We start from the raw sequence: 12,236 nt of genomic DNA on the forward strand, positions 1-12,236 counted from the left end.
AGAGAATATTATCAACTATAACAAATCTCTGAAGCCTTTAGAGAAGCTTTTAAATGATGATGATGATGATGTAGAAATGCTAAGGAAACAAGTAAAGTCTAAAATCTCAAAAATTAAGGAGCAGATTAAAGCTATTCCTAATCGTATTGATGAATGTAACTTGCAAATATCAGAGGAAGATTTTGAATCCTTAGAAGCTAAGAAAAAGGATATAAAAGCTGAAATGGAAAAAGTTAATGAATTAATATCAGATAAATCCAAAGTCAATGATGAAAAATTAAAGCTTCAGGATCAACTATATAAATTGAAAAATGAATATTCAGATAAGCTTAATCAAGCTAAGAATACACTTAATGCTCCTTTAAAGGAACTTCAATCTAAGTTAAGAGATATTAATTATAAGATACAAGATATAGAGCTAGAAGTTGAGCAAGTAGAGAGAAAGATATTCAAAACTAAGGAAGGAATTGGATTTAGTAAAGAAAGCATCAAGGAAAAAGAAAAAGAACAAGATAAATTAAGAAAGCAATTTAAGGAAGAAAAAGCTAAGACATTTGAATTTGATGAAGATGCAAAATATTGTCCAACTTGCATGAGAGAGTATGAAGAAGAAAAAATAACTGAAATAAAAGATAACTATGAAGAAAAATTTGAGGAATTGAAGAAAAAAATAATTTCTAATATAAGCTCTAAAGGGAAAGCATTAGGACAAATAATAGAAAAAAATAAACTAAGCATTGAAGAAGATGAAAAGTTAATCAAAAAGTATAATGAGGATCTTCTTAATTTAAAGTCAAAAATTGAAAAGTTGACTATTGAAGGTAAGGAGCTTGAGGACAAGCTTACAAATTATAGTGTTTCTAATGAAGTAACATTTGAAGGAAAAGAAGATCTAGAAAATAAGATTAATTTAACCATTCAAGACATTGAAAACATATCTGAAGATAACAATCTAGAATTAAGAGCTAAGTATAATTCACTATCCTATAAACTAGATGAAGTAAATACCCAATTAAGCAAAAAATCAAATAATGAAAGGCTTGTATTAAGAATAAGGGAGCTTGAGCAAGAAGAGAAGGATTTATCTGTTATTCAAGCTGAATTAGAAGGACAAGACTTCTTATGCGAAGAGTATATAAGAACCAAGGTAGAACTTTTAGAGGGAAATATTAATAGAAAGTTCAAAGGGGTTTCATTCAAGTTATTCAATCAACTTGTTAATGGAGGACTTGAAGAAACTTGTGAAGCATTGATAGATGGAGTTCCTTTTACAGCTGCTAATACAGCAAGTCAAATAAATGCTGGATTAAGTATTATAAATACATTATGTGAGCACTATGATGTTACAGCTCCAATATTTGTAGATAATGCTGAAAGCGTAAATAACTTAGAGTTATGTAATAGTCAATTAATTAAATTGATGGTTACTTTAGATAAAAAAATAAAAGTGGAGGTAATGAATTAATGGCAAATAAAGAAGCGGGATTAACATTAACTAAGGAAGATGCACTAAATAACGTGCTAGTAAAGATAGAGAGCTTAAAGAAAAATAATGAGATAGTTTTACCAGCTAATTATAACGAAGCTAACGCTATTAATGCAGCTTGGTTGATGCTACAAGATGTAAAAGTAAAGGTAGGTAGTGATTATAAACAAGCTTTAGAAGTATGCAGCAAAAACAGCATAGTTGAATCAATGTATAACATGGTTATTCAAGGACTTAACCCTGTAAAGAAGCAATGTTACTTTGTTCCATATGGAGGTAAATTAACTCTTATGAGGTCTTATATGGGTACTGTAGCTGTAACTAAGAGACTAAAAGGGGTTAAGGATGTTAAGGCATTTGCTATTTATGATGGTGATAAATTTGATATGGCATTTAACAAGGATACTTATAATATTGATTTTGAATTTGAGCCTAAATTCCAGAACATTGATAACAAGAAAATAAAAGGTGCATTTGCAATAGTAATTGGTGATAACGGAGAAAAGCTTCATACAGAAATAATGACCATGGAGCAAATAAAGAAAGCTTGGTCTATGAGTAGGACATATAAGAACGATTCAAAAGTTCACAATGATTTCACTGAGGAAATGGCAAAGAAAACAGTAATCAATAGAGCTTGTAAAAAGTTCTTTAATACAAGTGATGATAATGATTTGTTAGTTGAATCACTTTATAAGACTAATGATAGCTTAGAGGATAAATATAACCAGGAAGATATTATAGAAGCAACTCAAGCAGAAGTTAAGGAAGAGATAAAGGAAGAAGGAAACAAAGAATTTATAGATGTTCATGTTGAAGAAGTAAAATCAGAAAAAAATGAGACTCCTAAAGTTGAAGCTGAAATAGTAGAAGAACCTATAAATAATGACGAGGAGCCTGACTTTTAATGATTAGAGTTGTAGCAACTGGCTCAAGAGGAAACTTTTATATTCTAGAAGCTGGAGAAGAAATTCTCCTTCTAGAATGTGGAATTAATATAAAAGATATAAAAAAGGCTTTAAATTTTGATTTATCAAAGGTTGTAGGATGCCTTTTAACACATAGTCACAATGACCATTGTAAGGCTATAGAGGAAGTTTTGAAATTCACAGATGTATTTACAAGCAAAGGAACAAAGGAAGAGCTACGAGAGAGATTTCAGCTAAATAGGCATTGCTTTGAGATTGAGCATAATAAACCTTTTGAGATAGGTAACTTTATGATAGTTCCATTCAATACTCAACATGATACTAATGAGCCTTTAGGATTTTTAATACATCATAAAGAGATTGGTAATGTAATTTTTGCTACAGATACTTATTACCTTAAATATAAATTTAGAGATATAGATTACGCATTAATTGAATGTAACTATAGCGAAGAAATACTAGAAGATCTACCAGAGTATAGAGCAAGATTATTAAAATCCCATATGAGTTTAGAGAATTTAAAGGATACTTTGAAAACTTGGGATTTATCTAGAACTAAAAAAATAGTTTTGATTCATATGTCAGATAGCCATGGAAATTCAGAAAAATTCATTAAAGAAATAAATGAACTTACTGGAGTAGAGACAATTATAGCAGCTCCAGGAGTTGAAATATGAAAGGAGAATTATGGAGGAGTTTAAGAAATTCTTATTAGACGGAAACCCTTATGTAATAAATATTGTTTTAAATATCATAGATTCAGAGATGGAAAAAGCAGAGCAAGACAGTGATTATTTTAAATCACTTAAAGATTTAGCTCATAAGTTTATAAAAATACAAAGTATTAAAGGGGAGATTTAATTGGATTTGTTAGCGCTTGCTAATCAAGAAAAATTTATAGAATTACTAAGAAAAACTAAAAGGGAAGGAATAGAAAATTTAATTAAATGGTTAATGGGAACTGATTTCTTTAGTGCTCCAGCATCTACAAGATTTCATAGTAACTATGAAGGTGGATTATGTCAACATAGCTTAAATGTATATGAAGTATTTAGTAAGAAGTGTAAAGATAATAGAGTTTCATTATCAGAAGATAGCGTAACAATAGCTGCTTTACTTCACGATATTTGTAAAGCTAATTACTATGTTGCTAGTACAAGGAATGCTAAGAAAGATGGAAAGTGGATTCAAGTTCCTTATTATGCAGTAGAGGATCAAAACCCTTTAGGACATGGAGAAAAGAGTTGCTTAATAATTCAAACATTCATAAAGCTTACAAAGGAAGAACTCTACTCCATTAGATGGCATATGGGTGGATATGAGCCTAAGGAAAACTTAAATACCATAAGTACAGCGTGGAATATGTGTAAAGCAGCAGTATTACTTCATACGGCTGATTTAGAAGCTAGTTACTTAATGGAGGAGCATAGGGAGGTTTTATAATGGAAGAAAAAGATATAATTATCAAAAATTCAATAGGAGTTGGACAACAAAGACAGTTATTAGAGTTAACTAGAGAGTTAGCAAGAACTTTAACTGAGGAAGAATTTTTAAAAATAGTTTCAGTTTATAACAGTGTAGTTAATAGATTAATTAAACAAGCAGAGGAGGAGGGCATAGAAATATGAATAAAGTAATACTTATCGGAAGACTTACAAAGGATCCTGAACTAAGTCACGCTCAAGGAAATGGAACAGCGATTTGTAGATTCTCTTTAGCAGTTACAAGACCATTTAAAAAGGATGAAACTGATTTTATTAATTGTATTAGTTTTGGTAAAACTGGAGAAATAATTGTTCAATATATGACTAAGGGTAGACAGTTAGGTGTAGTAGGAAGCATAAGAACTGGTTCATATGATTCTAAAGACGGAACTAAAAGATATACAACTGATGTAATAATAGAAAGTTTTGATTTTATAGGCAATGGACAAAGTAATAATTCCAATGGATTTAATAATTCAGGAAGTGGATTCGGTGGTAATTTTGAAGAAGATATGACACCCATAGATGATGGAGACATGCCATTTTAATTTAAAGGGGATAGATATATGAGAGTTTTATTAATAATCTTAGCCATAATATGTGCTGTTATTGATTTTGGGTTATGTGTAAATAGCAGCAGAATAAGTAGATTAGAAGAAAGAGAGAGAGACAAAGATGCATAGATATAGATTTAGCGATACTGAGATAAAGAAATTATTAAAAGAAAATTTAGTTATTCTGTATGATACTAGAGAGCAAAAGAATGAACATATATTAAATGTATTTAATAAAAAAGGTATAAAGTGCAAAAGACAAAAGATAGATGAAGGAGATTATATAGGAATAATTACAGCTAGACCTGAAATGGGAATATATAGAGATTTATATTTCAATGTGGCAGTTGAAAGAAAAAATAGCGTAGATGAATTAATAGGAAGCATTAAAGATGCAGATAGATTTGAAGATGAATTTAATAGAGCATTAGTTAAAGGTATAAAGATTTATTTAATAGTTGAAGAAAAAGACGGTCTTCAAAATATGAGAGATGGGAACTATAGAAGTGAATATAATCCGAAGGCCTTAATGGCAAAATTTGATTCGTTGTCAGATAAATACTTAAAAGGAACAATCTTTATAGATAAAGAAGATACTGCTGAATTTATATACAGAAAATTATATTACTCAATTAGAAACTTCTTAAAAAATGGAGAGATTGATTTAGGGGGGGAAGAAGTTTAATGAAAATAGAGTTAAAACCTTTAAAATTCAATATTAAACCTACACTTATAAGTCAAATTCATAAATGTGTTGAAGAAGATAATGAGTTTATTAAAGCGATATTAAGAGGTGATATTCCAAATGCTATAGAGGAATTTCATGATAAAATTACATCTTCATTAAATGCATTAAGGTTATCAGGTATTCCATTAGAGACTATAGTAGATGGACAAGCAGATCACTATAAAAAGTTAATAGAGAGAGGATGGGAATTTGATGAAGATGCTTAATGTTGGATTTTATAATTATGTTCCTAAAGATAAAATTACTGCAATAGTAAAGTATGATACTGCCCCTATAAAAAGACTAGTTGGAGAAGCTAAAGACAGAGGCTTTGCAATTAATGCATGTAATGGAAAGCCTACTTGTTCAGTAATATTTACAACTAGTGATTACATTGTTCTTTCTTCTATGGAAAGGAAAACCCTAGTGAGAAGAGTAGAGAATGATGAATAATCGTGAAAGAGCATTAATTATGTACAAAGATATTCAAAGAAGGAAGAAGCAGAAAGAGGAAGGGGAAAGGCAAGCAGAAACTTACTGTATAGAATCAGCTTGTAGAAGCATAAATAGAAGCGCTAAATGGAGATGCAGAAATCCTAGAGGGAGTAGGAGGATTGATTGATGTTAGTTAGTAAGGAGCAGATAGTAGAGCTTTATATAAAACAAGGTTTAACAAAGGAAGAAACAGCCAAGAAGCTTGGAATAGCTAAAACAACTTTATGGAACTACTGCAAAAAGTATGAAATAGAAAATACTAGATTTTGGTCAGATGAAGATACTGATTATCTAGAAGAAAACTATGGAAAGTATTCCTTGAAAACATTAGCTAAGAATTTAAATAAGTCCGAAAGTGCTATTAAGGGAAAGTGCTTAAGACTTGGTTTAACTAGTGCATTAAATAATACAGGATTGTTAAATACTAGTGACATAGCTAAGGCATTAGGTATCGATAGAAAAACTGTTGGGGATTTTATTAAAGTTAAAGGACTTCCAGCTAAAAAGAAAGTAGTCCTTAAAAAAGCTAAGTACTGGCGAATAGATATTGATGATTTTTGGAAATGGTTAGAGAAGAATGAAGATGTTAATTTGTCTAACTTAGAGAGGAATATCTTAGGAATTGAACCAGAATGGGTAGATATTAGAAGGAAAAATCATATTAAAAATAAAACCAGGCAAAATCAAAATTGGTCTAAATATGAAGTAGATTATTTAAAGGCTAATTACAAAATAAAAACATTTAATGAAATAGCATCAGACCTGAAAAGAAGCTTAACATCAGTACAAGTTAAATCTAGAAAATTAGGGTTATCAAAAATGATTTTATTACCATGGAAGCCTATAGAAGTAGATATTCTTATAAGTAGTAAAACAAAAGGAATAACAGATGAAGCAATAGCTGAGGAACTTGGAAGAAGTTTATCAAGTGTTAGTTGGAAGAGAAAAGAGCTTCTTAAAAGTGGGGTGCTAGACTACAAATACAGAAGAGCTAGAGGGTGATAATGTGAACCTTACTGATTTGAAAAAGAAATATAACTATTGGTTATGCAGAAATAAGAATGCTGAAGCTTTCTTCACAACTAAACCTATTGAGGAATGCATTAAACACTTAGATCTGTTTAACCAAATAACTATTGAGTTAAGTAACCTAAGAAATGAATTAGAAAAGAAACTTAATAGGAAAATGACTAGACAAGAGATATTAAACGGCTTTTAGGGGGTGATTAATTGATTGAGGATATTAATTTAAAGTTACTAATAGAGAAGGAAACAGGAGAAAAATTTAATAGAGAGGGGTTTATTAAATGCCCCTTTCATGGTGAGAAAACTCCTTCTATGAGCATTAAGTTCTTTCCGGATAAAAATAAATATAAGTTTAAATGTTTTGGATGTGATGCTTCAGGTGATGCAATAGACTTTATATCTAAACTTAAAAATCTAGATTATAAAAAGGCTAGAGAATATCTGGGAATGCCTTTAGAAAAATCAGAGAGAGAACTTTTAGAAGATAAAATTAAAAACTTCATAGGTTGGGAACTTACAAAGTATAGAGAAGGGCAAGAGCTCTTAGGATTATTTACCTTTGTAGATAAGGATAATAAGCCTATCTATTATAAAGCAAAGTTTTTTGACCATAAGGAAGGTAAAAAGAAGCATGGTTATTATCACTTTGAAGAAGATAAAGTAAAAGCTAAAAGAGGGCATGATGAAGTTCCTTATAATTACTACAGAACATTAAAAGCTATCCAAGATGAAAAAGCAATTGTAATAGTAGAAGGTGAAAAAGATGCAAATACAATTAATTCACTTTTCAAAGGTATTAATTATGAAGCTACTAGCTTCAAAGGAATAACGGATAATATAAGCTTTGGTGGAGCTAAGATATATGTTTGTGGCGATACTGGACAAGCTGGAGAAAATTACGCATGGAAAATTTACAATGAGTTATTTCTAGGAGCTGTTGAATTTAAGTTTATAAAACTACCTGGATTAGCAGCATTAGGTGATAATAAAGATGTAACTGACTGGATAGAGTATGGACATAGTAAAAAGGACCTGGAGAATGCGTTTTATAGAAGTTTAGATTTAAAATCTAGATTCGAAATGCAGCAAAACTTAAATGGAGTTTATAAGTGGGTATGGGATAAGAAGGATGAAGAGTATTATAAGGACTATATAACTAACTTTAAAGTAATTGAAGCTAAAAGAATTAAATTTACTGATGATGATAAAGAAGGAATAAAGCTAATTCTAAAATCAAATACTGGAGAAACTTTTGAGAAATATGGATATTCAACAGTTTTTGATGACACAAAGAGCTTTAAAAACTTCTTAGGAACAATGGATTTATCCTTTATAGGTGATGTGAAAGTACTTACTGAATTAAAGATTTGGATAAATAAATACTTTGCAATAGAGAATGAAGAAGTCCATAGAGGAACTAAGTTTTATAAAAATGGTGATGAATTAATTTTAATTACAAAAGAAGGATCTATATCTAAAGAGAAATTTAGTGCAGCTATTAAAACAGATAGCAATATAGCTAATGGAATTAATACTATAGAGAAAATAAGTAAGAAAGAGTTTCAAGAGATAAGAAAACATTTATTTAAATTTGCAAGTCCTGAAAAGAGTATAAGTATAATTGGGACAATAATTAATGACTTAACTGTATATCAAAGCCAGGAGTTAAAGAATAAATTACATCATTTATTAATAGTCGGTGAATCAGGAAGTGGTAAAAGTACCATTTTAGATAATGTAATAGTTCCGTTATTAAATATGAGTAAAAATGACATTAAGTCTATAGGATTAACTTCTCCATTTGGATTAATTAGAGGACTATCAGAGGGGAATTACCCTATGTTACTAGAGGAATTTAAACCTTCATCTTTAGATAGATTTAAAATTCTTAAGCTATCAGAAATACTTAGAAATGCTTATGATAGGACAAGTGTTTCAAGAGGGAATAGAACTTTAGAAACAGTTGAATTTAAACTAGATAGGCCAATTATCTTAGTAGGTGAAGAAGGTTATCCAAACTCAGAAAAGGCTCTTATAGAAAGAAGTTGTATAGTTTATCTATCTAAAAATGAAAGAACTAAAGACCATGAAAAAAATATGGGGTGGATATTAGATAACCAAGATCTACTTAAAAAATTAGGCAGAAGTATTATAGATATAATTCTTGGATTAAGTGTAGAAGATTATTCGGAGATGAGAAGAATTGCTTCAGATAAAATAAATGAACTTTCTAATAGAGTTTTAAACACTGCTATAAATATTCATTGTGGTATGCAGATTATAAATAAGGTAGCAGAAGAACTAGGGGAAAAAGAAATGAAGGGATTTGAGAAACATCTAGTTGAAAATATTAAAACTGAAGTTCTGGAAGGAGCTGAGGAAGTTAATTCCGTAGTTGAAAAAATGCTTATAACATTTAATCAAATGATAGAAGATTCTAGAGTAGCTTATCCAGATAGTGTAGTAGTTAAGAAAAATTCCAAAGTATGTATCAAAACTTCAGAAATGATTAACTTGATATACGAACATGTTCAAAGATTTGGAGCAGATGTTATTCCTTTAAAAATAAAGGACTTTAGGAAACAAGCTAGAAAGTCAGGTTATTTAATTAATGAGGGAGTACCAACAAGTGTTAAGCAGCCAAGCTCATTGTATAAAACAGTTAGGATGGATGAATATAATGCAGATAAATTACGAGATTTAAAATTATTTGAAATCGTAGAGCCTTTGGGTTTAGTAGAAATGGAAATTACTGATGATAAAGCGATGCCATTTTAAAGGTGAATTGAAATAATTACGAATCAAATGGGAGGATGTAAGATGAAAGGATTAAAATTATCAGAATTAATATTAATACTAAGTACATTATTAGACGAGCAAGGCGATATGCCAGTAATGGTAGGTGTTTTAGATAGAGAAAAAGAAGAAATGACATTAGGAAATGTTACAAATGTTTCTATGGAGAATTTTGAGAATATTTACTATTGTGAAATATCTTAATACGCAATTCAAATAAAGGGTGGACTATTCAAGTAGTCTACTCTATATAAAATATGTTAAGAAGGTGATTATATGTGTAATAAAGTATCTTGTAGATGGAATAATGCAGGGCATATATGTATTAACACTAGAATAGACCAAGACAAGCTTAAATGTATAGATGGAGTATTAATATTAAATATAAATGATAGAGAAATAAGAGCCTTTAATGGGGAATTTGAGGAGGGATTTAATGAAAAGATTTTATATTAGAGCTTTAGCTTTAACTAATGAAGGAACTTTTATATTACAAGATAGAAGTTTAAAGAAAGTAAGGAAGCAACTAAGGAAAGATAATCTTAAATATAAATTACTGTATGTAAAATTAATTAGAAAAGGAAAAGTAAACAGTTGGTATAGATATTCTATAGATGAATATAAACTATGTACAGATTATATCAAGGCAGGTACATTAAAATGAAGATTAATTTTAAAGATATTTATAAAGAAAGAATTGAAAATATAGACAAGCAGATAAAGCAAGCTATTTATAATAGAGAATGGACTAAGAAAGCTAAACTAGAAGCTGAAAAAGCTAATCTGCAAGAAAAAATTAAGTGACTTGCATAAGGAGGGAGCCAATGAATAATAATCCACTTTATAGGAAGACTGAGGCAATCCTTTATAATTACAACAAAGTAAAAGCTCAGATTAAAAACATAGAATTGGATATAGAAAATATAAAAAATGACTTTAATGGTCCAGGAGCAATAGGATATGAGGAAAGAACTCAATCCACTAATAGTTTTAATTCTAGTGTAGAAAATGAAGTTGTTGCTAGAGAAAATGAGATTAATCAGCTTTTAAGATATCAAAAGCAAAAGGAAATTGAATTATTAAAAGTTGATAATGCTATAGGATCATTAACTGAAAGAGAAAAATTAATAATTGAAATGAGATACTTCAAGAAATACAACAATAAAATGATAGCAGCTAAATTAGATCTTACTGAAGAGTATATATGCAACATAAAGAGAAACGCAGTAAATCAAGTATTAGACTTGTTATTTTAAAATATTATAAAAACTATATAAAGCAGAGCGTAAACTCCATGGAAATGTCAGTATAGTTTATGTTCTGCTTTTATTACAAGGGGGAGAGAAATTTGGAAACTAATTTTTATAGAAACTGTAATGATGAAATCATGGTTAAGCTTATAGGAAAATTAACTATGGAAATGCCACACTTAGAAGTTGATATTCAAGAACAACTTAAGGTAAAGAAAGTTATAGAAGAAGTTTTATATAACTATGAAGTAACTAGCAGGGAAACAGCATTAACTACCAGTGATTTAGAGGGGAAGATTAATTATTTCTTAGCAACTAAAAAATTAGAAGGATTATCTCCCCGAACTATAAAAAATTATGAGTATACTTTGAGAAAATTACAAAATGTATTCTATAAGCCAGTAAGCACTATTACAACAGCAGACATAAAAATGCTTATGTATAGTTAAGCAGAAAAGAAAAGCCCAAGCTCTATGAATACTTTTATGACACCTATAAGATTATTTTTTCAATGGTTACAAAATGAAGAATTTATTATAAAGAATCCATGTGCATCAATTAAACCTGTAAAAGAACCTAAGAGAATGAGAAAGCCTTTGACTGAGGAGCAAGTTGAAATATTAAGAGATTGCATGCTTACCAGGAGAGAAAGAGCTATATTAGAATTCTTTTTATCAACTGGTTGCAGATTAAGTGAAGTATTAAATGTAAAAACAAAAGAAGTTGATTTTGTGAATAAAACATTACTTGTTATAGGCAAAGGAAATAAAGAAAGAAGAGTCTATTTTACTGAAAGATGTAAGAGATCCTTGTTAAAATATCTTAAGAGTAGAGAAGATAATTCTGAATTTTTATTTGTTACTGATAGAAAACCTAATAGGAAAATAAGTTCTCGAGGAATGCAGGTAATTATTAATAAAATACAAATGAAATCAGGACTAGAATTGCATATACATCCTCACATATTTAGACATACATTTGCTACTCATGCTTTAAATTCTGGTATGAAATTAGAAGTAGTACAAGCAATACTTGGTCATGAAGATGCAGCAACAACTCAAATCTATGCTAAATTAAATAAATCAAGTATAGAACATAGCTATAGAATGGCAGTAAGTTAATTAGTATAATTAATTGGAAGGGAAGTGAGAATATGAGAAACTTAGTAGATCCACCATATGGTTTTGTAATAGATCCTCCATTTACTTTGGATGGAGATCCACCATTCACAGATAATTAAACATAAAGCACTTAGAATTATTTCTAGGTGCTATTTTTAAGTGTAAAATTAGCAAAACTAATTCAAAAAGTGTAATAACTATAAATCAACAAATGGCTTATTCACAGGCTTTACAAAGTTTTGAGGGTTTGTTATTACGTTTTTCGAGCCTTTGATTACAAAAATATTTCAAAAGTGTAATATGCGTAAAATGGCTTATTTGTTGGCTTTAGCTTATATATTATATATAAATATTACAATATTACATAT

The 12,236-nt window shown here is 29.4% G+C and carries 21 protein-coding genes; all 21 read left to right on the forward strand.

Features of this window, described 5'->3' with window-relative positions:
- Positions 1 to 1,465, forward strand: a 1,465-nt coding sequence (locus tag E6248_RS07520; protein WP_316340204.1) for a hypothetical protein, incomplete at its 5' end; no start/stop codon positions are given.
- Positions 1,465 to 2,394, forward strand: a complete 930-nt coding sequence (locus E6248_RS07525; protein ID WP_316340205.1) for a RecT family recombinase — start codon at positions 1,465 to 1,467, stop codon at positions 2,392 to 2,394. The genes E6248_RS07520 and E6248_RS07525, both read left to right, overlap by 1 nt.
- Positions 2,394 to 3,092: an MBL fold metallo-hydrolase gene (locus E6248_RS07530; protein ID WP_316340206.1), complete on the forward strand. Its 699-nt coding sequence runs from the start codon at positions 2,394 to 2,396 to the stop codon at positions 3,090 to 3,092. The genes E6248_RS07525 and E6248_RS07530 overlap by 1 nt, the downstream gene beginning before the upstream one ends.
- A 10-nt stretch (positions 3,093 to 3,102) precedes the next feature.
- Positions 3,103 to 3,276, forward strand: a complete 174-nt coding sequence (locus E6248_RS07535) for a hypothetical protein (protein ID WP_316340207.1) — start codon at positions 3,103 to 3,105, stop codon at positions 3,274 to 3,276.
- On the forward strand, positions 3,277 to 3,858 hold the full coding sequence (locus E6248_RS07540) for an HD domain-containing protein (RefSeq protein WP_316340208.1): 582 nt from the start codon (positions 3,277 to 3,279) through the stop codon (positions 3,856 to 3,858).
- Complete coding sequence (locus E6248_RS07545; protein ID WP_316340209.1) at positions 3,858 to 4,043, forward strand: hypothetical protein; 186 nt, start codon at positions 3,858 to 3,860, stop codon at positions 4,041 to 4,043. The genes E6248_RS07540 and E6248_RS07545 overlap by 1 nt, the downstream gene beginning before the upstream one ends.
- A complete protein-coding gene (locus E6248_RS07550) occupies positions 4,040 to 4,447 on the forward strand; it encodes a single-stranded DNA-binding protein (RefSeq protein WP_316340210.1) in 408 nt (135 codons plus the stop codon). The genes E6248_RS07545 and E6248_RS07550 overlap by 4 nt, the downstream gene beginning before the upstream one ends.
- Positions 4,448 to 4,574: 127 nt before the next feature.
- Entirely contained in the window at positions 4,575 to 5,138 is a 564-nt protein-coding gene (locus E6248_RS07555; RefSeq protein WP_316340211.1) for an ERCC4 domain-containing protein, read from the forward strand.
- Positions 5,138 to 5,407, forward strand: a complete 270-nt coding sequence (locus E6248_RS07560; RefSeq protein ID WP_316340212.1) for a hypothetical protein — start codon at positions 5,138 to 5,140, stop codon at positions 5,405 to 5,407. The genes E6248_RS07555 and E6248_RS07560 overlap by 1 nt, the downstream gene beginning before the upstream one ends.
- Positions 5,394 to 5,633 carry a DUF370 domain-containing protein gene (locus E6248_RS07565; protein ID WP_316340213.1) on the forward strand — a complete coding sequence of 80 codons (240 nt, stop codon included), beginning with the start codon at positions 5,394 to 5,396 and terminating at the stop codon, positions 5,631 to 5,633. The genes E6248_RS07560 and E6248_RS07565 overlap by 14 nt, the downstream gene beginning before the upstream one ends.
- Positions 5,623 to 5,802, forward strand: a complete 180-nt coding sequence (locus tag E6248_RS07570; protein WP_316340214.1) for a hypothetical protein — start codon at positions 5,623 to 5,625, stop codon at positions 5,800 to 5,802. Before E6248_RS07565 ends, E6248_RS07570 begins: the two co-directional genes overlap by 11 nt.
- A complete protein-coding gene (locus tag E6248_RS07575; RefSeq protein ID WP_316340215.1) occupies positions 5,802 to 6,677 on the forward strand; it encodes a helix-turn-helix domain-containing protein in 876 nt (291 codons plus the stop codon). The genes E6248_RS07570 and E6248_RS07575 overlap by 1 nt, the downstream gene beginning before the upstream one ends.
- 4 nt (positions 6,678 to 6,681) lie before the next feature.
- Positions 6,682 to 6,894 carry a hypothetical protein gene (locus E6248_RS07580; RefSeq protein ID WP_316340216.1) on the forward strand — a complete coding sequence of 71 codons (213 nt, stop codon included), beginning with the start codon at positions 6,682 to 6,684 and terminating at the stop codon, positions 6,892 to 6,894.
- Positions 6,895 to 6,905: 11 nt separating this feature from the next.
- Positions 6,906 to 9,479 carry a CHC2 zinc finger domain-containing protein gene (locus tag E6248_RS07585; protein WP_316340217.1) on the forward strand — a complete coding sequence of 858 codons (2,574 nt, stop codon included), beginning with the start codon at positions 6,906 to 6,908 and terminating at the stop codon, positions 9,477 to 9,479.
- Positions 9,480 to 9,521: 42 nt separating this feature from the next.
- Entirely contained in the window at positions 9,522 to 9,701 is a 180-nt protein-coding gene (locus tag E6248_RS07590) for a hypothetical protein (protein ID WP_316340218.1), read from the forward strand.
- Between the two features lie 72 nt (positions 9,702 to 9,773).
- Complete coding sequence (locus E6248_RS07595; protein WP_316340219.1) at positions 9,774 to 9,953, forward strand: hypothetical protein; 180 nt, start codon at positions 9,774 to 9,776, stop codon at positions 9,951 to 9,953.
- Positions 9,934 to 10,161, forward strand: a complete 228-nt coding sequence (locus tag E6248_RS07600; protein WP_316340220.1) for a hypothetical protein — start codon at positions 9,934 to 9,936, stop codon at positions 10,159 to 10,161. The genes E6248_RS07595 and E6248_RS07600 overlap by 20 nt, the downstream gene beginning before the upstream one ends.
- Positions 10,158 to 10,301, forward strand: a complete 144-nt coding sequence (locus E6248_RS07605) for a hypothetical protein (protein WP_316340221.1) — start codon at positions 10,158 to 10,160, stop codon at positions 10,299 to 10,301. Before E6248_RS07600 ends, E6248_RS07605 begins: the two co-directional genes overlap by 4 nt.
- A gap of 20 nt (positions 10,302 to 10,321) precedes the next feature.
- Positions 10,322 to 10,753, forward strand: a complete 432-nt coding sequence (locus tag E6248_RS07610; RefSeq protein WP_316340222.1) for a sigma factor-like helix-turn-helix DNA-binding protein — start codon at positions 10,322 to 10,324, stop codon at positions 10,751 to 10,753.
- 92 nt (positions 10,754 to 10,845) lie between these two features.
- Positions 10,846 to 11,196, forward strand: a complete 351-nt coding sequence (locus E6248_RS07615; protein WP_316340223.1) for a hypothetical protein — start codon at positions 10,846 to 10,848, stop codon at positions 11,194 to 11,196.
- Positions 11,197 to 11,220: 24 nt separating this feature from the next.
- The gene (locus tag E6248_RS07620) at positions 11,221 to 11,868 is read left to right on the forward strand and encodes a tyrosine-type recombinase/integrase (protein WP_316340224.1); all 648 of its coding nucleotides are present in this window, start codon (positions 11,221 to 11,223) and stop codon (positions 11,866 to 11,868) included.
- Positions 11,869 to 12,236 lie beyond the last annotated feature (368 nt).

This window comes from Clostridium sp. (genome assembly GCF_032552055.1).
In the GTDB taxonomy this organism is placed as follows: domain Bacteria; phylum Bacillota; class Clostridia; order Clostridiales; family Clostridiaceae; genus Clostridium.